The 19,983-nt window shown below is 72.5% G+C and carries 22 protein-coding genes; 9 read left to right on the forward strand and 13 right to left on the reverse strand.

Going from position 1 to position 19,983, the window contains the following annotated elements:
- Window position 1: 1 nt before the first annotated feature.
- The gene (locus ABEA87_RS31450) at window positions 2-1,861 is read right to left on the reverse strand and encodes a hypothetical protein (protein ID WP_345635785.1); all 1,860 of its coding nucleotides are present in this window, start codon (window positions 1,859-1,861) and stop codon (window positions 2-4) included.
- 354 nt (window positions 1,862-2,215) lie between these two features.
- On the opposite strand from ABEA87_RS31450, the gene ABEA87_RS31455 reads away from it, so the two are divergent.
- The 3 genes from ABEA87_RS31455 to ABEA87_RS31465 are packed head-to-tail and all read left to right on the forward strand — an operon-like array spanning window position 2,216 to window position 5,156.
- Window positions 2,216-3,427, forward strand: coding sequence for a M48 family metalloprotease (locus ABEA87_RS31455; RefSeq protein WP_345635787.1), 1,212 nt, complete (start codon window positions 2,216-2,218; stop codon window positions 3,425-3,427).
- On the forward strand, window positions 3,427-4,530 hold the full coding sequence (locus tag ABEA87_RS31460) for a zinc ribbon domain-containing protein (protein ID WP_345635789.1): 1,104 nt from the start codon (window positions 3,427-3,429) through the stop codon (window positions 4,528-4,530). The genes ABEA87_RS31455 and ABEA87_RS31460 overlap by 1 nt, the downstream gene beginning before the upstream one ends.
- Window positions 4,527-5,156: a hypothetical protein gene (locus ABEA87_RS31465; protein WP_345635791.1), complete on the forward strand. Its 630-nt coding sequence runs from the start codon at window positions 4,527-4,529 to the stop codon at window positions 5,154-5,156. The genes ABEA87_RS31460 and ABEA87_RS31465 overlap by 4 nt, the downstream gene beginning before the upstream one ends.
- Window positions 5,157-5,171: 15 nt before the next feature.
- Here ABEA87_RS31465 and ABEA87_RS31470 read toward each other — a convergent pair whose 3' ends face one another.
- Window positions 5,172-5,339 carry a hypothetical protein gene (locus tag ABEA87_RS31470; RefSeq protein ID WP_345635793.1) on the reverse strand — a complete coding sequence of 56 codons (168 nt, stop codon included), beginning with the start codon at window positions 5,337-5,339 and terminating at the stop codon, window positions 5,172-5,174.
- A 210-nt stretch (window positions 5,340-5,549) separates the two neighbouring features.
- The gene (locus ABEA87_RS31475) at window positions 5,550-6,548 is read right to left on the reverse strand and encodes a glycoside hydrolase domain-containing protein (RefSeq protein WP_345635794.1); all 999 of its coding nucleotides are present in this window, start codon (window positions 6,546-6,548) and stop codon (window positions 5,550-5,552) included.
- Between the two features lie 840 nt (window positions 6,549-7,388).
- On the opposite strand from ABEA87_RS31475, the gene ABEA87_RS31480 reads away from it, so the two are divergent.
- Window positions 7,389-8,264, forward strand: coding sequence for a PAC2 family protein (locus tag ABEA87_RS31480; protein WP_345635795.1), 876 nt, complete (start codon window positions 7,389-7,391; stop codon window positions 8,262-8,264).
- A gap of 174 nt (window positions 8,265-8,438) precedes the next feature.
- The gene (locus ABEA87_RS31485) at window positions 8,439-9,233 is read left to right on the forward strand and encodes a GntR family transcriptional regulator (RefSeq protein ID WP_345635796.1); all 795 of its coding nucleotides are present in this window, start codon (window positions 8,439-8,441) and stop codon (window positions 9,231-9,233) included.
- 129 nt (window positions 9,234-9,362) lie between these two features.
- Here the strand turns inward: ABEA87_RS31485 and mshC are convergent, their stop codons facing one another.
- From mshC to ABEA87_RS31515, 6 genes are all read right to left on the reverse strand, one after another.
- Complete coding sequence (gene mshC / locus ABEA87_RS31490; protein ID WP_345635797.1) at window positions 9,363-10,622, reverse strand: cysteine--1-D-myo-inosityl 2-amino-2-deoxy-alpha-D-glucopyranoside ligase; 1,260 nt, start codon at window positions 10,620-10,622, stop codon at window positions 9,363-9,365.
- A 113-nt stretch (window positions 10,623-10,735) separates the two neighbouring features.
- A complete protein-coding gene (locus ABEA87_RS31495; RefSeq protein WP_345635799.1) occupies window positions 10,736-11,539 on the reverse strand; it encodes an SCO1664 family protein in 804 nt (267 codons plus the stop codon).
- A gap of 10 nt (window positions 11,540-11,549) precedes the next feature.
- Complete coding sequence (locus ABEA87_RS31500; RefSeq protein WP_345635800.1) at window positions 11,550-12,098, reverse strand: DUF3090 domain-containing protein; 549 nt, start codon at window positions 12,096-12,098, stop codon at window positions 11,550-11,552.
- A gap of 51 nt (window positions 12,099-12,149) precedes the next feature.
- Complete coding sequence (locus ABEA87_RS31505; RefSeq protein ID WP_345635802.1) at window positions 12,150-12,854, reverse strand: MSMEG_4193 family putative phosphomutase; 705 nt, start codon at window positions 12,852-12,854, stop codon at window positions 12,150-12,152.
- 104 nt (window positions 12,855-12,958) lie between these two features.
- Window positions 12,959-13,786 carry an undecaprenyl-diphosphate phosphatase gene (locus tag ABEA87_RS31510; RefSeq protein ID WP_345635803.1) on the reverse strand — a complete coding sequence of 276 codons (828 nt, stop codon included), beginning with the start codon at window positions 13,784-13,786 and terminating at the stop codon, window positions 12,959-12,961.
- On the reverse strand, window positions 13,787-14,839 hold the full coding sequence (locus ABEA87_RS31515; RefSeq protein WP_345635804.1) for an LLM class F420-dependent oxidoreductase: 1,053 nt from the start codon (window positions 14,837-14,839) through the stop codon (window positions 13,787-13,789).
- 219 nt (window positions 14,840-15,058) lie between these two features.
- Between ABEA87_RS31515 and ABEA87_RS31520 the strand changes: the two genes are divergently transcribed.
- Both ABEA87_RS31520 and ABEA87_RS31525 read left to right on the forward strand, forming a co-directional pair.
- Window positions 15,059-16,030, forward strand: a complete 972-nt coding sequence (locus tag ABEA87_RS31520; RefSeq protein ID WP_345635806.1) for an aldo/keto reductase — start codon at window positions 15,059-15,061, stop codon at window positions 16,028-16,030.
- Window positions 16,031-16,063: 33 nt separating this feature from the next.
- Window positions 16,064-16,255 carry a DUF5703 family protein gene (locus ABEA87_RS31525; protein WP_345635808.1) on the forward strand — a complete coding sequence of 64 codons (192 nt, stop codon included), beginning with the start codon at window positions 16,064-16,066 and terminating at the stop codon, window positions 16,253-16,255.
- Window positions 16,256-16,284: 29 nt separating this feature from the next.
- Here ABEA87_RS31525 and ABEA87_RS31530 read toward each other — a convergent pair whose 3' ends face one another.
- Together ABEA87_RS31530 and ABEA87_RS31535 are read right to left on the reverse strand one after the other, a co-directional pair.
- A complete protein-coding gene (locus tag ABEA87_RS31530; RefSeq protein ID WP_345635810.1) occupies window positions 16,285-16,950 on the reverse strand; it encodes a hypothetical protein in 666 nt (221 codons plus the stop codon).
- A gap of 31 nt (window positions 16,951-16,981) precedes the next feature.
- The gene (locus ABEA87_RS31535; RefSeq protein WP_345635812.1) at window positions 16,982-18,286 is read right to left on the reverse strand and encodes a M20/M25/M40 family metallo-hydrolase; all 1,305 of its coding nucleotides are present in this window, start codon (window positions 18,284-18,286) and stop codon (window positions 16,982-16,984) included.
- 103 nt (window positions 18,287-18,389) lie between these two features.
- On the opposite strand from ABEA87_RS31535, the gene ABEA87_RS31540 reads away from it, so the two are divergent.
- Window positions 18,390-19,043, forward strand: coding sequence for a hemerythrin domain-containing protein (locus tag ABEA87_RS31540; protein ID WP_345635814.1), 654 nt, complete (start codon window positions 18,390-18,392; stop codon window positions 19,041-19,043).
- A gap of 8 nt (window positions 19,044-19,051) precedes the next feature.
- Here ABEA87_RS31540 and ABEA87_RS31545 read toward each other — a convergent pair whose 3' ends face one another.
- On the reverse strand, window positions 19,052-19,195 hold the full coding sequence (locus tag ABEA87_RS31545) for a GPGG-motif small membrane protein (protein ID WP_345635817.1): 144 nt from the start codon (window positions 19,193-19,195) through the stop codon (window positions 19,052-19,054).
- Between the two features lie 148 nt (window positions 19,196-19,343).
- Here ABEA87_RS31545 and ABEA87_RS31550 point away from each other — a divergent pair, with 148 nt between their 5' ends.
- Window positions 19,344-19,745, forward strand: coding sequence for a ChaB family protein (locus ABEA87_RS31550; protein ID WP_345635819.1), 402 nt, complete (start codon window positions 19,344-19,346; stop codon window positions 19,743-19,745).
- 91 nt (window positions 19,746-19,836) lie between these two features.
- Here the strand turns inward: ABEA87_RS31550 and ABEA87_RS31555 are convergent.
- Window positions 19,837-19,983: sigma factor-like helix-turn-helix DNA-binding protein (locus ABEA87_RS31555; RefSeq protein WP_345635828.1), on the reverse strand; the 147-nt coding region annotated here is incomplete at its 5' end.

Consider the following 19,983-nt stretch of genomic DNA (forward strand, 5'->3'; position numbering starts at 1 on the left):
CTCAGCACGCCCGGTTGGTGGCGGAGGTGGCTCGCACGATGCGGTACTGGTGCGCGGCCGGCGACCGCAGTTGGTAGGTCAGATCCCAGCGGGTACACGTCTCGCTCTCCCGCCCCTTGGGTCCGTACCCGGCCTGCTGGTGGCTGACGAACGTCACATGCGCCGCGACCCGTTGCGGCTGCCCCGAAACCGCGCCGATGCCGAGCAGCGTCACCGCCGAGTCGGTCGTCGTCCTGACTCCATCGGCGAAGTGCTGGCGCTGGCTGGCGGAGTTGGGGTCGACGCTGCCGCTCGGGTCGTAGAGCCGCACGGCCGTGTCGAAGTGGCGGGAGTTGATGGCCGAGAAGTAGGTGTTCAGCATTCCCGCGACGTCGCGGGCCCGGGGGTCGGTCGCCACCGTGGCGAAGTTGACGACGCCGACCGTCGTCGCCGGCGGACTGGAAGCGGCCGGGCTGGAGGCGGCCGAGGACGGGGACGGACTCGACGGCGGCGTGGGCGATGGCACGACCGACGGCGACGCGGGCGGGGGCGCCGACCCGACGAACCGTTGCCGCGAGCCGCCCCGCAGCACAGCGAACGCGATCAGACCCGCCGCCAGCACGATCAGCACGACGACGGCGGACACCACCGCCCAGCGCGTCGACCCACGCCGCTCGCCGGCCGGCTCCCCCACCGTCGGCTCCCCGACCGTCGGCACCGCGCCGCCGGCCGCCGCGCCCAACTCCTGCGTGCGCTCCACTGAGGACGGTGCCGACCACGGTGCCAGCGGCTCCACCCGGGCGGCGGGCGCCGGCTGCGGCTGCCCCTCAGACGAGGGCTGCTCGGCCAGATTCCCCTCGGGCGCCAGACTCCCCTCGGGCGCCAGACTCCCCTCGGGCGAAGGCCCCTCGGGCAGAGGCCGCCCCTCCGGCGGCTCGGGCGGCGGCACCACCGGAGACGCCCCGGCGGCCGCGGTCATCGGCGGGAACTGCCCGGGCGGGGCCGCCGTGGCCAGCGCCACCGGCTGCGGGCTGGCCGCGACGGGCGGTCCGGCCGATGCGGCCCCGGCGGCCGGGACCACATCGGAGGGCGGGGCCACACCGGCAGGCCCGGCCACACTGGCAGGCCCGGCCACACCGACAGGCGGGGCCGCATCGGCCGGCCGGGGGGTCGCGGCAGGCCGGGTGGTCGGCGGCGGATCGACCCGCCGCGCCGGATGGTCGGCGGGCGGCCGCCCTGACGGTGCCGTCGCGGCCCACAGCCCGGTGGCCAGCTCGGCCAGCGATGCCCGGTCGGTGCCCGGATCGCGGCGCGGGTCGGCCGGCGGCACGATCGCCGCGCCCCGCCGCTGGAACCGGTCGCAGCCGACCAGGAAACAGCCCGGATGCAGGTGCGCCAGGGCCGGCGGACGGAGCAGCAGCCGCCGCGGCTCCAGCGGCCCGAGCGTCACGTCGCAGCGGTGCAGCGCGGCCAGCACCGCCTCGACCTCGGCAAGGCAGTCGTGCAGTGCGTCGGTGTCGAGAGCACCCGGCCGACCGGCCAGCACCTCCGACGCGGCCACCAGCCCGTGCGGCATTGGCCGCATCAGGAAGCCGGACACCTGGCCGCGGTGGGTCACCACGGCCACCGGCCAGGCCGCCCGCTCCAGCAGCCAGGGCTCCAGTTCGCCGTCGACCTCGTCGAACAGGCCGACCATGTTTTCCAGCGCGGCGACGTCGAGGCTTTCCCGCAACGCCGGATGATATTCCTTGTACACCGCCGGCCAGCGCTGGTTGATGAGCACCGACGGTACCGCGAATCCGCGTCCCCGCGTCCCTGAGCCCAGTTCCTGCAGCGCGCCGAGCTGACTCACGTCGACGTAATGGATCTGCCTTGACGCCATTTCCGAGACTCCCACCGATGGGGCGGCGCGCCGCGCTCCCAAGACGCACGCCTCACACTGAAGCAGGTGACGCCGTTCGGCGGAAGGGTTTTTCCGCCGCACGCATGGAAATGGCCGACGGCCCCGACTGATCACAATGATCGTCGGCGCCAATGTCTATATCGATTGATTCACGACGGAAAATGGTATGGCACCGGCCAGCCGTTCATCTGATCCGGCGGCGAATTCCCGAGGGGATACTCGACTCGGATATCGGCCGCGAAGCAGCCCACCGACACCCCGGCGTCGATCTGGCGCGGACGCGCCGGCCCGAAACGTGCGCTTCTATTCCACGAGCAGAGGTGAGGAGCCGCGATGACCGTGTCCGGCCAACCGGCCAGTCCCATCGCCGGGCCGCCCGGCGTGGCGGTTCCCGCACCGGCCCACCGGCCGGCACCCGCCGCCCGGCCCCGGTGGCGACCCTTCTCGCAGCGGCCTGCCGGCTACCGCACGGCGGGGTGGTGGCTGGTCGCCGGGATCACGCGGGACTGGCGCGGCACCGTCGCCGCCTTGATCGCCGCCTGGTTCAACCTTCCGCTGGCCATCCTGCTGGGCGCGACGGTGGCGGTCGTCGCCGGGCTCGCCGGCGCCGTGGGCGGTGCGGTCGTCGCCTCGGAGTACCTGCAGCGGATACCCGTCTTCGGGGAGGTGCTCTCGCACCTCGCGGTGCGCAGCGGCGGCGGCATCGGCGCGCTGGCCGGCCTCTTCGTCGGCGCGCTGGGCGGCGGCGTGGGCGGCCTGGTGCTGCCGTGGCTGTTCGACTACCTCGACGACCCGTTCGTGACCGGGGTCCTGCTGCTGCTCAACGTGGTGTTCGGCATCGTGATCGGCCTGCTGTACACGCTCTACGGCATCGCGTTCGAGCCATGGCGCCTCAAGCTGTCGGGTGCCCGGGTGATGAGCCGCCGGGAGGCGAGGCTCCTGCTGCCGATCCTGCACGAGTGCGCGCAGCGGCTGGGCCTGCCCAACGTGCCGAGGCTGCTGATCGACGACAGCCAGGACGTCAACGCGCTCGCCTACACCAGGCACATCGTCCTGCGGCAGGGGCTGCTGACCGTGTTCGAGTACGACCGGGAGGCCATCGCCGGCGTGCTCAGCCACGAGCTGACCCACTGGCACAACGCCGACGGTGTCGCCCGCCTGCTCGTGCGGGGCGTGGCGCTGCCGCTGTACCTGGCCTACGCGGGAGCCACCTGGCTGCTGCGCGTGTTCGAGAACCCCATCATCCGGTTCGCCGCGCTGACGGTCGGCTGGCCGGTGCTGCTGGCGGTGCGCTACTTCGTGGTACCGATGCAGATGGCTTCCTCCCGGGCCGCCGAGTACCGGGCCGACCAGGGCGCGGTCCGGGCCGGCCACCTGACCGGCATCCGCTACGTGCTGGAGGAGCGCAAGGGCACCTTCGACGGCAGCCGCAACGGCTGGGACGAGGCGATCTGCGCCTCCCATCCGCCCCTGGAGCACCGGCTCGAACGGCTGGAAGCGCGCGGGGTGGACTATCCACTGGCGCCCGGGGAGGTGGAGGCCTGATGCGCATCGACGTCGCCACCACCTGTGTCGCCTGCGGCGCCGAGATCTCCGGCGGCGCCCCGTACTGCCCCTCCTGCGGCACCGGTCAGCCCGATCAGCCGGCGGTCTCGCAGGACCCGGTACCGTTGGTCGATTCCCGGGTGACCCCGCCGCTGCTGCCGACCCAGCCCTCCACCGGCAACCTGATCCTGGTGACCGCCATCATCGTGCTGGTCATCGTCGCTACCGTCCCGGTACTCGTGATCCGCTCCGTGTTCTTCGGGCCGGACGACGCGGTACGCGGCTACTTCAACGCTCTCGCCGCGCGCAACGCCGACGCCGCGTGGGCGCAGCTCGATCCCGGCGGCCTCAAGCGGGCCAGCGACCCGATGCTCTCCGACCGGGCGGTGACCGACACCGGCTACCACCCGCCGACCGGGTTCAAACTCGTGAAGCTGAAGGTCGACGGCGCCGACGCGACCGCCTCGGTGCGCTACACCGTCGACGGGCAGCGGCAGACCGAACAGGTCACGCTGCACCGCGGCCGGGCCACGAACCTGTTCCAGCGATGGCACGTGAAAGACGGGCTGCTCCCGCTGGCCGTACAGGTGCCGGCGGGCGCCTCGTACCAGCTGGGCGGCTCCACGATGACCGGCGCGGACTCGGCGGGTCAGTTCGCCGCGTTCCCCGGCGCCTACCGGCTGACACTGGCCCACGATCCGCTGCTGGACGCATCGCCCGTGACGGTCGTGGCGGGCCAGGCCCAGGGCGGCACCCTCGTGCCGCGCGTGCAGAGCGCCGCACAGGACACGATCGGCAAGCAGGTCAAGGCATACGTCGACAAGTGCGCGACCAGCACCGCCCTGACGCCGCAGGGATGCCCGTTCTACGCGTCGAGCTACTACGCGGAACCGGTGCACTGGCAGGTGTTGAGCTACCCGACGCTGCGGGAGACCATCAACGAGAACGGGCAGGTCACGGTCGACTCGCAGGCGCCGGGCAGCGTGTCCATCACCGGGGGGCCGGACTCGTTCGCCCCACCCGAGACCTTCTCCTTCTCCGTGTCCGGTACCGCGGCGGTGTCGGGCGACTCCGTCGTGTTCACGCCACCGCAGCAGCAGTGACGCCGCGAACCCCGCCGCGCCCACCGGGGGCTCCCGAGCCGTACGGCGCGTTCGCCACCGTCGACTCGTTCGGCGGTGGCGCGGCGCCGCTGCTCGCCGGCTTCGCGGTGACCCTGCTCGCGCTGATCATCCAGATCTCCGCCGCGCTGCGCTGGCCCGACCTCGCCCTGGTGCTGTTCGGGCTGGCCGCCACGATGTTCCTGCACGTGGTGCAGCTGACCGCACGGGCCAAGGGATACGCGGTGACCCCCGCGCAGGTCCGGGAATGGTATGACGACTATGCCGATCCGGACCGGCAGCGCGCGGTCGCCTGGGAGCTGACGCACCATCGGGAATGCTGGCTGTTCCTGGTGGGCCGCGCGCGCGTGTTCTACGACTGCGCGATGCTGGCGCTGCTGGTCGGCGTCGCCGTGCTCCTGGTACCGAGGCACACCCGCGAACTCACTCCGCTGCGCTGGGCCGCGATCGCGGTGGCGGGCCTCGCGGTGCTGGCCGAGATCCTGGAGATGGTCGACCAGGTACTCAAGGGACGCGGGTCCCGGCGGGGCCCGCTGGCATCGCTGGCCCGCATCACCGGTTGGCTGGCGCCGTCGGATCCCCCGGTGCCGCGCCGACCGTTCCGGTGACTCGCGGGCGAGGCCTCACTCCTTCCCGCGGCGCCGCCGGTTGTCCTGGACCCGCGCCTTGACCGAACCGGTGTAGACGCACGTCTTGAGGTGCGCGGCGCCGACCGGGATGTCGCACGTGGGGCAGCGGTCGTTCTTGCGGGACGCAGGGAATGCCGGGGTCGAGGAATCGTTCCAGCTCACGTCGGGCTCCCCGGGGCGGGTGACGGCTCGTTGCCGGCAGCATAGAACGCGGTCGCTACCAGGCGACCCGGCGCACCCGAGGCACATCCTCGCCGCGCCGGTCGCCGGGGAGTTCGTCGGGCCCGCCCGAGATCGGCCACAACCATCTCAGGACGGCCGCGGCGACGCCAGCGACCGCGCTGATGGCGATGATTCAGGCCGGGTCGAGCCTCACGACGGACCGCCGGGCGCCGTGTCGGCCGGAGCCATCGCCGTGCCGGCCGGAGCCATCGTCGTGCCGGCCGGAGCCAGCGCGGTGGCGAGCCGGGCCTGCGTGTCGGCAAGCTGCTGCTGCAGGTCGGCCACGGTGCTGTTCGTCCTGGACGCCGCGGCGTCGATGGCGTTCACGACCGCGGTGGTGTCGACGCTCGTCCCGCCGCCGGTCAGGGCCTGGATCGCGGCGAGCGTGGCGGCATCCCGCGTCTCGTCGGCGGCCACCTTCGCCTGGATGTCCTTGAGCGTGCGGCTGAGCCACACAATCTCGCCCTTGGTCGGGCCGAGTGGCGTGTTGTCGGCGCCGATGGTCAGCGCGTACACGCGTTCGATGAGCGCGTACCCGTCCGCGTCGTCCCTCAGTCCCATGTCGATCGCCTCCTGTCCCCACTGGCCGAAGTCCTCGGCCATCGCCTGGTCCTTGTCGACGTCGGCCCCGCCGACCGTGATGCCGTTCTGCACCTGGCGCAGCTGCGCGCCGGGGTACCACCTCGAGGCGGACCAGGCGTAGGTCTGCCACACCCAGGTGACCTCGTGCACCGCGACGCAGTGGGCCACCAGGTCGTACTCGCCGTAGACCCCGGTCCGGGCCAACCCGAGCACCGAGATGACGCCCTGGAAGTAGCCGTCGATCGCCGAGTACTGGGTGGTGTTCGTGTCGATGTCGACGCTGAAATAGATCGGCCGGCTGGGCGGCATGCCGGCGGCGGTCGCCTGCGCGAGCGCGGCCCGGGCGTCCGCGACGCCCTGGGCGTGGCCATTGAGCGCGGCGCTGGCCGATGCCTCCCAGTTGCACACGATGTCCAGGCCGGCGGCGATCAGGGTGTCCGCCTCGGCCCGGGTCAGGTCTTTGGACGCCGACCCGCCGAGGTAGCGGACCACGAACGTGTAGCCGGCCGACCGGATCGCGGCCGGGCCGGGGTGTTCCCACGCGTAGTCGAGCCCGAGTCTGGTCATCGCCTCAGTCCTGGTCGTAGCCGGTCACGGTGGCCCGGGTGTGCTGGTTCCGCACGGCGGACGTGCCGCTCGAGGTGGCCGTGGCCGTCGCGTCGAACCCGGCTGGATGAGCCATTGAGTTCCTCCCTACAGTCCAGGGACCGGCGGGTCCCAGACGGATACGGGCGTTCCGGCGGTCAGCGACTGGGTGAGCGTCAACGGATCCGAGGTCGCGGTCCGCGGGCTGGCGGTGCCACTGATCGCCGTCACTCTGACCTGTACCCCGCCGACGTTCAGCTGAAGCGGCCGAGTCGCCGCCGAGATCCGGCGGAGGGTGGCCTCCCGCTCCGGCTGTGGTGGTAGAGGCCGGAGACCCACGCCGCCTTGGCCCGGTGTGGCGTACGGCACGTGGCCCGACGATGCCGCACTCGCCCGGGTTTTCGAGGTTCGCGGCGAATGTATTTGTTTCCACGCAGTCCCGCCGGCCTTCAGGTACGCGTGACGCACCCCGCTCGACCGGCCTCCCGGGTGGGGAACCCGCCACGGACCCGGGGCTGGTGCGCGCCACCGGCGGTGACGGGTCACCCGCGCGGCGGCGGGTCGCGGCGGGTTCCCGCTGCTCAGCGGCCGGTTGACAGCCGGCACGAGACCGGCGGGACGCCCTGTCCGGGATCGGGCACCCGGACCGGGCCGTCTGGGCCGTACGGACAGGACACGCGGGTCACCGGCGGGACCGGCGCGGCCTTTACTGCCGACGATCGGGCTAGACCGTAGGCTGGGGGGCGTGAGCATCCGCAGTGAGCGAGCCAGAGAGGCCAGCACCGTCAGTCATGCCGGCGTCCGGCCAGGCGAGGAGCCGGCATGACCGAGTTCGACGGGCTGCCCGTCCTGCGCGACCCGGTGGCGATCGCGGCGTTCGAGGGCTGGAACGACGCGGCAGATTCCTCCACCGCCGCTGTCGAACACCTGGAGCAGGTCTGGTCGGCGCGGCCGGTGACCGCACTGGATCCCGAGGAGTTCTACGACTTCCAGGTCAACCGGCCGATCGTGTCGCTTACGGATGGCGAGACCCGCAGCATCGAGTGGCCGACCACCCGCTTCTCCGTCGCCACCCCGCCCGGGACGGAGCGCGACGTGCTGCTCATCCGGGGCATCGAGCCGAGCATGCGATGGCGCACGTTCTGCGGGGAGATCCTGGAGCTGTGCCACAGCCTTGAGATCAACCGAATCGTCCTGCTGGGCGCGCTGCTGGCCGACGTGCCGTACACCAGGCCGCTGCCGATCAGCGGCAGCGCCGTGAGCCGGGACGTGGCGGAGCGGTTCAACCTGACCCCCACCCGGTACGACGGGCCCACCGGCATCGTCGGGGTGCTGCACGAGGCGTGCGTCAGGGCCGAACTGGATGCGCTGTCCTTCTGGGTACATGTGCCGCACTACGCCAACAATCCCCCGTGCCCGAAGGCCACGCTGGCCCTGCTGCACCGGGTCGAGGACGTGCTGGACCTGCCGGTGCCGATGATGGATCTGGCCGAGGAGTCCGCGGAGTGGGAGGAGCGCCTGCGCGCCGCCGCCGAGCAGGACGCCGAACTCGCGGAGTACGTCCGTGAGCTGGAGGAGCGCGTCGGCGACGAGGGGCTGCAGCCGTTGAGCGGCGACGAGATCGCCCAGGAGTTCGAGAAGTACCTGCGTCGGCGCGGCGGCTCGTCCGGCCCCGCCACCAGCGGCGGCGGCTGGTAGCCCCCCGATCCGCCCACGGCGACGCCGTGGGCGGGGACCTGGTCGAGTCTTGGTGGCGATCCCCCCTCCCCGGGCGGGATCGCCACCAAGAGCTGAGGATCACTCCAACCCTGCCCGGCGTGTCGCGGCTCACCCTCCCCATGGCGTCCTAGGAGGCTAGGTACACTGCGCCGCATGGAGATCAATCCAGGCGCGGCGGAACACCCTCACCGGCAGATCGCCGCGCAGCTGCGCGCGCAGATCCGGCGGGGCGACTGGGCGGCCGGGGAGCGGCTGCCCTCCATCCCGGCCATCGCCCAGATGTACGGGGTGGCCAAGCAGACCGTGCAGCGCACCATCGACCAGCTGCGCATCGAGGGGCTACTGATCACCAAGCCGGGCTCCGGCACCTACGTACGCGGCACCCGGCGGCGGCTCAACCGCCTCTCCCGCGGCCGGTACGGCATCCAGCGCGGCTACCACGCCGACCTGGCGGCCCGGTACCGGCAGCAGCTGGTCGAGGTGGGCCGCTCCCCCGCACCGGCCGAGGTCGCCGACGCGTTCGGCGTGTCCGAGGGCACCGAGCTGGTGGTGCGCCGGCACCTGGTGCACACCCAGGACGCCCCGGTCGAGACGGGCGCCTCCTGGCTGCTGCCCCGCGACGCCACCGGCACCGACCTGGAGCGCACCCAGGCGTTCGGCCGGCCGCTGTACCAGGAGGTCGAGGAGGTCACCGGGCGCCGGTACGCGACGGCGACCGACCAGGTCACCGCCCGCCTGCCGACCCGCCAGGAGGCCGAGATCCTGCAGATCCGGCCGGACACTCCAGTGCTGCACCTGCTGCACGTCGCCTACGACCCCGAGCACCGGCCGATCGAGGTGGCCACGGCGACCTGGCCCGGGCCGATGACCGCGCTCACCGAGGAGTACCGGATCCCGGCGGCCCGGCCGGAGCCGACCGACGACGAGCCGGGCCTCGCGCTGGGCTGAGCGTGCTGGGCTGAACCGGCACCGCCGGCCCAGCCAGCCTCGGCCTGAACCCGCCGGCCCAGCCTCAGCCGGCCCAGCCGGCCCGGCCACGCCTCGCCCCCAGACGAAACTCCGCCGGGCCCGCACGGACTATCGAACGGGCGCCGACCCCACCAGCGGCACCCCGAGCAGGGCGTCCACCGTCGCGGCCACCAGCGCGGGCGCCTGCGGGTCGCCACCGGTGCCGGACAGCGCCGCATCGGCCCAGGCGTCCACCACGGCCAGCGCGCCGGGTGTGTCGAGGTCGTCGGCCAACCGCTCCCGCACCGCGGCGAGCACCTCGGTCCCGGACGGGCCGGACGGCAGCGAGGCCGCCTCCCGCCACCGGGCCAGCCGCTCCTGCGCGGCCTTGAGCAGGTCGTCGGTCCACTGCCGGTCGCTGCGGTAGTGGTCGGCCAGCAGGCCCAGCCGGATGGCCATCGGGTCCACGTGGTCGGCCCGCATCCGCGAGACGAACAGCAGGTTGCCCTTGCTCTTGCTCATCTTCTCGCCGTCCAGCCCGATCATGCCGGCGTGCGTGTAGTGGCTGGAGAACGGTTGGTGGGCGCCCAGCGTCTCGGCGTGCGCGGCCGACATCTCGTGGTGCGGGAAGACCAGGTCGTTGCCGCCGCCCTGCACGTCGAGCCGGTCGCCGACCAGCCTCAGCGCGATGACCGCGCACTCGATGTGCCAGCCCGGCCGGCCCGGGCCCAGCGGGCCGCCGTCCCAGGACGGCTCACCCTCCCGGGCGCCGCGCCACAGCAGCGGGTCCAGCGGGTCGCGCTTGCCCTCCCGGGCCGGGTCCCCGCCCCGCTCTGCGAACAGCTCGAGCATCTGCTCCCGGGACAGTCGCGACTCGTACCCGAACCGGGGCGCCCGGGTCAGGTCGAAGTACACGTCGCCGGTGCCGTCGTCGAGCCGGTACGCGGTGCCGGACTCGGCCAGGTCGTTGATCCGGTCGACAATCGCGGGAATCGACTCGACCGCGCCCACATAGTGCTCCGGCGGGACGATCCGCAGCGACTCCATGTCCTCGCGGAACAGCGCCGTCTCCCGCATGGCGAGCACGACCCAGTCCTCGTGGTCCCGGTTCGCCCGCTCCAGCAGCGGATCGTCGATGTCGGTGACATTCTGGACGTATACCACCGGATGCCCGGCGTCCCGCCACATCCGGTTGATCACATCAAATGTGATCATGGTGGCGGCGTGGCCGAGGTGGGTGGCGTCGTAAGGGGTGATCCCGCACACGTAGAGCCGGGCCGTCCCGGCGGGCTCGGTGGGGTGCACCCCGTTACGGGCCGAGTCGAACAACGAAAGCTGCCGCCCGGCTCCGGGCAGCCGGGGCACCTCGGGCGCGATCCAGGACTCCATGCCCCCAGCCTACGATCTACGACGACGCGGGCCGCGCCGAGCCGTCCCCCGGACGGTTTCGGGCCGTCCGCCGGCCGTCAGACCCGGCCGGGCGCGCCCCGCGCGCCGACCCGTCACACCGGCGGCCACGGGACCGCCGGCCAGTCCTCGCTGGGCGCCGGGAACCGGCCGCTGGTCAGCAGAGCGTCGATCCGCACCGCGACCTCGTTCACCTCGGCGATGGTCAGGTGCTCGGCCAGCGCGTCACCCAGCGAGCCGAGCAGCTCGGCGCGCAGCTTGCCCAGCACCTCCACGGCCTCGCTGGGCAGCGGATCGCCGATCCAGCCCCACAGGATGGTGCGCAGCTTGGGCTCCACGTTGAAGCAGACCCCGTGGTCGACACCCCGGACCCCTCCGTCCACAGTGGACAGAATGTGGCCACCCTTGCGGTCAGCGTTGTTCACCACCGCGTCGAACACCGCCAGCCGGGACAATCCCCGGTCGTCGGCGTGGGCCAGCAGGTACGGCGAGCCGTCCTCGTCGTGCGCCCGCATGATGCGGTGCCAACCGTCGGGCAGTTCGTCCGGCGGCACGAATCCCAGGATGGGTTCCGCGTCCTCGGGCTCGTCGATCCACAGCTGGCAGGCGCCGGGCCCCAGGGGGCCGTGCTCCCGCAGCACCGTGGGCGGCACGCAGTCCCATCCGGTCGCGGCGGCCACCAGGTATGCGCTGACCTCCCGCCCGGCCAGGGTGCCGTCCGGGAAGTCCCACAACGGCCGCTCCCCGCGCACCGGCTTGTACACGCAGCGCGCGGAGACCCCGTCCAGCTCGAGGATCGCCCGCAGGGTGGTGTTGGACGCGTCCGCGAGCCTGCCCTCCACTTCCATCCGGCCGTGGCGCAGCAGGTCCAGCGCGTCGGTCTCCGACAGCGCAGCCATCTCCGGCGTCCTAGCGGTGGTAGCCGTTGTTACGCGGGCACAGGTGGCCGTGCGGGTCCAGCGGCTGGCCGCACAGCGGGCACGGCGGCCGTCCGGCGGAGATCACACGCCGGGCCCGCTCGATGAAGTCCCGAGCCGCCGCCGGCGTGAGCCGCACCCGCAGCCGATCCAGGTCCGAGGACTCGTCCTCGGCCTCCTCCTCGTCCTCGTCGGTCTCGCCGGCCGCGATCGCCTCGATGACGACCGTGCTGCTGTCGACGTCGAAGGCCAGGCCGAGGGTGCCGACCCGGAACTCCTCGTCGACCGGGTTCTCCAGCGGATCGTTGTCCGCCGGCCCGGGCTCCGACTCGGGCAGCACCACACCGAACCGGCGGTGAGCCTCACCAAGCAGCTCGTCGAGCTTCTCCGCGAGCAGCGAAACCTGCACCTTCTCCAGGGCCACGCTGACCAGCCGCCCGTCGCCCCGGGCCTGCAGGTAGAACGCCCGCTCACCCGGCGGGCCCACGGTGCCCGCCACGAACCGCTCCGGCGGCTCGAACGCGTATACCTGACGGGTCATACCGTCGACCCTATCCGGTCGCCCTGGGCATCGCCGACCGGACCAGGGCCCTCACCGGCCCGCGGGGCCGGCTCCGCCGCCCACCACGGCGTCCGAGCTGGCGGGACGGCGGGTACGGCGGCGCTTAGGCGGGCGCAACCCGGACAGGTCGCCTCCAATGTCGTTCGCCCTGAGCAGAAAGGGGCGTAGTGGCGTGTACCGCAGGACCGTCACGGATGCCGGATCGACCGAGATCCGCTGGAAGAGGTCCAGGTGCATGCCTGTCGCGTCGGCCACTATCGCCTTGATCACATCGCCGTGGCTGCACGCCAGCCAGACCGCGTCCGGGCCGTGCTCCGCGGTCACCCGGGCGTCCCAGTCCCGGATCGCGGCCACCGCCCGAGCCGACATGGCAGCCATCGACTCCCCGTTCGGGAACGTGGCCGCGCTCGGGTGCTCCTGGACCGTGCGCCACAGTGGCAGCTTGGCCAGCTTCTTGAGCTCCTGGCCCTCCCAGTCGCCGTACCGGCATTCGGCCAGGCGCTCGTCCGGGGCCGCTTCCCGCCCGGGCAGGGCCAGCTCGACCGTCTGCCGGCAACGGATCAGCGGGCTGGTCACCACGGCTGCCAGGGGCAGGTCGGCGGCGGCCAGCCGCTGCCCGACCGCCGAGGCCTGGGCCCGCCCGGCCTCGTCCAGCTCGGTGGGCTGGTGGCCGGCGAGGATGCCCCCCGCGTTGGAGGTGGTCCGGCCATGCCGGAGCAGGATGACGGTCGCCACCGGGCAAGATTACGCACCGGCGCATCGGCGTGCCGCCACCGGCCTCCCACCGGCCGGCACGGCACCGGCCTCCCACCGGCCGGCACGGGGCCGGCCGGGGGCGCTCAGGTCGCGGCCAGGGCACCCGTCGCGAGGGCGATGATCAGCGCCACGCCGAGCAGGACCCGGTACCAGACGAACGAGATCAGCCCGTACTTGGCCACGAAGCGCAGCAGCCAGGCGATCGAGGCGTACCCGACGATGAAGCTCACGACCGTGCCCACGGCCAGCGCCGCGCCCCCCACCGACGGGCCGGTCAGCGCGTCCTTGAGTTCAAGCGCGCCCCCGCCGAGCAGGGCCGGGATGCCCAGGAAGAAGGACAGCCGGGTAGCGGTCACCCGGTCGAGGTCGCGCAGCAGCCCGAACGAGATGGTGGCGCCGGAGCGGGACACACCCGGGAACAGTGCCGCGCTCTGCATCACGCCGACGACCACCGCGTCGGTCAGGTTGGTCTGCCGCTCCGTGCGGGTCTGCGTGCCCACCCGTTCGGCGTACACCATGACCCCGCTCCACAGGATGAGCGCCGCGGCGACCACCCACAGGTTGCGCAGCGGGCCCGTGATCGCGTCCTGGGCGACCACCCCGACGACGGCGATCGGCACCGAGCCGACGATCACGTACCAGCCGAACCGGTAGTCGAAGCCCCGGTGCCGCTTCGAGAACAGGCCCAGGAAGAAGCCCTTGACGATGCGGACGATGTCCTTGAAGAAATAGATGATCGCGGCGACGGTCGCGCCGACCTGGATGACCGCCGTATAGGCGGTCACCGAGGCGTCATCGACCGGCAGATCCAGGATCTTCTCGGCGACCGTGAGGTGCCCGGTCGAGGAGACCGGCAGGAACTCGGTGAGCCCCTCCACCACGCCCAGTACGACGGATTTCCACAGCTCCACCTAGTCTCCAACTCCCGATGCGTCGAGTGCCTCCGCGACCTGCCGCAGGGCCTGCACCCCGGACGACCGATCGGCGACGAACAGCGTGACGGACAACGTGGTCACTCCTGCGGCGGCATAGTCACGCATCCGCGCGGCGATCCGGTCGACCGGGCCGAGCAGGCTGGTCCGGTCGATGAACTCCAGTGGCACCGCCGCGGCGGCGTCCCGGTGCTTGCGGGCCAGGTAGAGGTCCTGCACCTGGCGGGCCTGGTCGGCGTAGCCCATCCGGCCCGCCAACTGGTTGTAGAAGTTCTGCTCCCGGCTGCCCATCCCGCCCACGTACAGGGCCGCGTACCAGCGGACGAGTTCGGCGCAGGCCTCGACGTCCTCGCCGATGACCACCGGTACCGAGGGCACCACGTCGAAGCCGTCCATGGTCGCGCCGGCCTTGGCCCGGCCGGCGGCGACCGAGGCGAGTTGGGCGGCGGCGTACTCCGGTGCCAGGAAGATGGCCAACCAGCCGTCGGCGATCTCGCCGGCCAGCTCCAGGTTCTTCGGGCCGACCGCGGCCAGGTAGGTGGGGATCCGCTCGCGCGGCGGGTGGAGCGCCAGCCGCAGCGCCTTGCCGGGCCCGTCGGGCAGCGGGAGTTGGTAGAACTCCCCGTCGTAGGCGACCTCGCCGCGGGCGATCGCCAGGCGCACGATGTCGACGTACTCGCGGGTCCGGGCGAGCGGGCGGCCGAATCGCACGCCGTGCCACCCCTCGGACACCTGCGGGCCGGACACGCCCAGGCCCAGCCGGAACCGGCCGCCGGTCATCATGTCGATGGTGGCGGCGGTCATCGCCGTCATGGCCGGGGTGCGGGCCGGGATCTGCATCACCGCGGTACCCACGTCGATCCGCTCGGTCTGCCCGGCGATCCAGCTGAGCATGCTCACCGAGTCCGAGCCGTACGCCTCGGCCGCCCACACCACCGAGAAGCCCAGCCGGTCGGCCTCCTGGGCCAGCGCGAGGTGGTCGGCCGGGGTGCTCCACGCCGTCTGGTACCCGAGACTGAGTCCGAGCCGCATGACAAACCTCCCTTTCCGCCCGGCCGATCGGCGCCGGCGGAGTCCGGATGGCGACAAGTCCGCCCGCGACGGACAGACCGCCGGACGGGTCGCACCAGGGTAGCGGGCGGGCCACGAGCCACCCGCCGCGGCGTGCCCGAAGCAGTTCCTTGCGACAGCTGACCTGATCACGGCCGCGCTGCCACGTCTGGGCTGGCGATCCATGTAGTTTCACATCTCATGCAGCAACGTCCGCTCGGCCGCGCCGGACTCCTGGTGTCCCGGCTCGCCCTCGGCACCATGACCTGGGGTCGGGACACCGAGGCCGATGACGCGGCGGCCCAGCTCAAGACGTTCGTGGACGCCGGTGGAAACCTGGTCGACACCGCCGATGTGTACGGCGACGGGGACGCCGAGGCGGTCATCGGCACCCTGCTGGCCAACGTGGTCAACCGTGACGATGTGCTGCTGGCCACCAAGTCCGGGCTGCGCCCGAGCCGGGAGCGCCGGCGGGACACCTCCCGGGGCCACCTGCTGCGCAGCCTGGACGCGTCGCTGGCCCGGCTCGGCGTCGAGCACGTGGACCTGTGGCAGGTGCACGGGTACGACCCGGACACCCCGCTGGACGAGACGATGTCCGCCCTGGACCACGCGGTGAGCACCGGCCGGGCCCGGTATGTGGGGATCTCCAACTTCTCCGGCTGGCAGACCGCCCGCGCGGCGACCTGGCAGGCCGCCTGGCCGGGCCGGGCGCCGCTGGTGGCCGCCCAGGTCGAGTACTCGCTGCTGGAGCGCGGCATCGAGCGCGAGGTGCTGCCCGCCTGCCACGCGCTGGGGCTGGGCGTCCTGCCCTGGTCCCCGCTGGGCCGGGGCGTGCTGACCGGCAAGTACCGCAACGGCCGGCCGGCCGACTCGCGGGCCGCCTCCCCGCACTTCGAGCTGTTCGTCTCGCTCTACCTGGACCCCCGCTGCTCGTCCATCGTCGAGTCGGTGGTCACCGCGGCCGCCGGGCTCGGCGTGTCGCCGCTGGAGGTCGCGCTGGCCTGGGTCCGCGACCGGCCCGGGGTGGTCGCGCCGGTGCTCGGCGCCCGGTCGGTCGGGCAGCTGCTCGGCGCCCTTCAGGTGGAGGAAATCACCCTACCGGGGGAGATCAGCCGGGCACTGGACGACGTTTCGGCGATTAGCGTGGGATATCCAGAGCGCCAGGGTTGATGCCACTACCGCGGGCGAGGCAGTATCCAGAACATGGACTACGAATACGTGCCGCTGCGGTTGCCGCCGAATGTCGACCGGCTGACCGCTACGGCGCAGTTGGCGATCCAGGCGGAATTCTCCGGCTGGGAACTGGCCCGGGTGCAGCTGTTCCGGGACGGGACCCGCAAGGTGCTGTTACGACGCAGGCTGGGAGCGGCCCATCAGCCCGGGATCTCCTACTGATCCCGGGCCGGGCCCACCCCTGAGGTCGCTCAGGCCGTCTCCACCCCGTCCAGGTCGCTGTACGGGTGCTCGTCCAGCCGGCCGACGAGCCGGTCGCCCTCCTCCAAGCGGAAGGGACCGTCCCCATCGGTCTCCTCGTACGCGTCGAGGTCCAGTGGCGCCGAGACCTCGGCGACCGCCACGATGCCGTCCAGCGGCTCCAGCTCTGGCACCTCCAGCGCGGCCAGCGAGCCGTCCCCGCTCTGCAGCAGCTCCAGCACCGCCTCGCTCACCGACTCCACCGGCTCCTCCGGCTCGTCGTCGGCGTTCGTGGAGGTCTGCCGGGCCGCCTCGGCCACCCGGATGAGCGCGGCCACGCTCGGCACCCGGTAGTCGCGGCGCTGCCGGATCGAGACCACGTGCGTGTACGGGTCGTCGGCGACCTCGACGTCCTCCTCGTCCACTCCCGCGCCGAAGTGGCGGTCCGCCTCCTCCGGGTCGATCGCGTCCACATCCCACGGCGTCACCTCGCCGAACGCGTCGAGCAGCCGCTCGTCGTACTCGTAGGAGGCATTGTTCAGCTCGACGTAGGCGCGCCAGACACCGTCGTCATCGATCCGGCCGTCGGCCGCCTTGACCGCCTCTAGATGAGCCCGGGCCGCTGCGAAAACCGCCTCCAACGCGGTGTTCAGCTCGGTGTACTGGTCATCGGTCATGGTCTCTACCCCAAAGTCAGGTGTGGAAGCGTCAGGCTTGCCGCAGGAAGCGATCGAGAACTCGCACGCCGAACTGTAGCCCCTCCACCGGCACCCGCTCGTCAATGCCGTGGAAGAGTGCGGCGAAGTCCAGGTCGGCTGGCAGCCGCAGCGGGCTGAACCCGAAGCAGCGCACGCCCAGCTCGACCCAGGCCTTGGCGTCGGTACCGCCGGAGAGCATGTACGGCACCGGCCGGGCGCCGGAGTCCTCGGCCCGCAGCGCCGCGGCCATGGCGTCGACCAGCGCACCGTCGTACGTGGTCTCCAGCGGCTCCTGGTTCTGGATGAACTCGATGTCCAGGTCCGGCCCGACCACCTCGCGCAGCTGCTCCAGGAACACGGCCGACTGGCCGGGCAGGGTGCGGCAGTCGATCGTGGCGGTGGCCCGGCCGGGAATCACGTTGTCCTTGTAGCCCGCGGAAAGCCGGGTCGGGTTCGCGGTGTTGCGGATGGTCGCGCCGATCAGGGTGGCGATGGGGCCGAGCTTGTTGATCGCGGCCTCCGGGTCGTTCGGGTCCAGCTCGATGCCGAGCACCTCGGAGATCTCCTCCAGGAACGCCCGCACGGTCGGGGTGACCACAACCGGGAAGCGGTGCCGGCCGAGCCGGGCCACCGCGTCGCACAGCGCGGTGACCGCGTTGTCATCGTTGATCATGGAACCGTGCCCCGGCCGGCCCTTGGTGGACAGGCGCAGCCAGTTGATCCCCTTTTCGGCGGTCTGGATCAGGTACAGCCGCAGGTCGTTGGAGACCGTGTAGGAGAAGCCGCCGACCTCGCCGATCGCCTCGGTGCACCCCTCCAGCAGCTGCGGGTGCTCGCGGACCAGGTACCGGGCGCCGTAGTCGCTGCCCGCCTCCTCGTCGGCGGTGAAGCACAGCACCAGGTCACGGGGCGGCGTGACGCCGCGGCGCCGCCAGTCGCGCGCCACGGCCAGCACCATGGCGTCGAAGTCCTTCATGTCGACCGCGCCCCGGCCCCACACGTACCCGTCGCGCACCTCACCGGAGAACGGCGGGACCGTCCACTCGCTGGCGTCGGCCGGCACCACGTCGAGGTGCCCGTGCACCAGCAGCGCTCCCCGGCTGGGGTCGGCGCCCTCGAAGCGGGCCACGACGCTCGCCCGGCCGGGCGCGGCCTCGCGGATCTGCGGTTCCAGTCCGACCTCGGCCAGCTTCTCCGCCACGTACTCCGCGGCGCCGCGCTCACCGGCGCAGGTGGCCAGGTCACCGGTGTTGGTGGTATCGATCCTGATCAGATCACGGCACAGGTCGACGACCTCGTCGGCGGCAACAGTCATAGGGCCCTTCTTACCAGCCTGGAAGCGACCGCGACCGCCGGGGCGGCCCGGCATGATCAGCGTCGTGGTTTGGCGCGCCGGGCGGTCGGGTAGATCTGCCGCCATGAATGCTCCGCTGCCTCCGCTGCCACCCGTCCCCCAGGCCGACCGGCCCGACGCCCTGCCGGGCGGGCGCGACATGCTGGACGCCCTGGCCGAGGAGCACCAGGCGATCCAGAATCTTTACGCCCGGCTCGCCTCGGCGTTCGACGAATCCGGCTCACCGCGCGACGGCGCCGAGCCCGACCGGTCGGCACGGCGTGAGCTGGCCTCGCTGACCAGCGTGCTGACCGCCACCCTGACCCGGCACCTGTCCGCCGAGGAGCAGTACCTGTTCCCCGCCGTGGCCGCCGCGCTGCCCGACGGCGCCCGGCAGGCCGGCGCCGAGGTGACCGCCGACCAGGAGTTGCTGCGCGCGCTGCGGGACCTGGAGGCGGGCCCGGCGACCGACCTCGACGGCATCGAGGCCGTCGACCGGCAGCTGCGCCGGCACGTGCGGCGCTGCGAGGAGGAGCTGTTCCCCGAGCTGCGCCGGACACTCAGCGATGCCGACCTGATCCGGCTGGGCAACCGGGTGGAGATCGCCGAGGACGCCGCGCCGACCCGGCCGCACCCGGCGACGCCGGCCACCCCGCCGTGGAACAAGGTGGTCGAGCCGGCCGTGGGCGTGGTCGACAAGGTACGCGACGTGCTGACCAGGCGCGCCACCCGCGACTGAGCCCGGCGTCAGTGGAAGGCGCGGGACCAGCCGGGCCCGATCAACACGGCCGTGATGATCAACACAGCTCCCCACAGCACCTGGCGGCGCAGCAGTGCGGCGGCCCCGAGGATCACCAGCACGATCGCGACGATCAGCTGCGGACGGTCCATACGGCCGGCTACCCGGCACGAACGGGCGCAAACGGCGCGACACCCGCCCAATCCCCGTCCCCCCGCAACCGGAGGCACCCGTTTGCCGCGGGCCGGTCGGGGCACCCCCGAGGGGTCAGCACACCCGAGCCACGAAAGGTGGGTACCCGTGCCGGCACGCCAGGACCTTCCCAGCACCCTGCGCCGCTCCTCACCGAAGGCACAGGAGACCTGGATCAAGACGCACGACTCGGCCGTCGGCGAGTACGGCGAGGGCCAGCGCGCCCACCGGGTCGCCTTCGCCGCCCTCAAGCACTCCTTCGAGAAGGTCGGAGACCATTGGGAGGAGAAGGGGCGCCGGGGCCCGAGCGACGCGCAGGCGACCCGTTCCGTCCGGGACAAGCCGGTGCCCACGGCCGGCGGGGTGGACGCGAACGCCAGCAAGGACCACCTCATGGAGGTCGCCCGGCGGTTGGACATCAAGGGGCGTTCCAGCATGAACAAGGGCGAGCTGGTGAAGGCCATCAACAAGGGCAACGTCCGGCAGACCGCCAGGGCCCGCGCCCGGTAGCCGCCCGGCCACTCCGCGCGAGCACGCCCCGCGACCTGCCCCACCCGCACGCCCGCCGGCGGCGCACCGCCGGCGGGGCCGGTCGGGATCGCTACTCGGCGGTCAGCTCGGCGCGCATCGCGGCCAGCGACCGGGCCAGCATCCGGGACACGTGCATCTGGGAGATGCCGACCCGCTCGGCGATCTGCGTCTGGGTCAGGTTGCCGAAGAACCGCAGCACCACGATCTTCTGCTCGCG

The sequence above is a fragment of the Rugosimonospora acidiphila genome (genome assembly GCF_039543385.1).
Lineage (GTDB): Bacteria > Actinomycetota > Actinomycetes > Mycobacteriales > Micromonosporaceae > Rugosimonospora > Rugosimonospora acidiphila.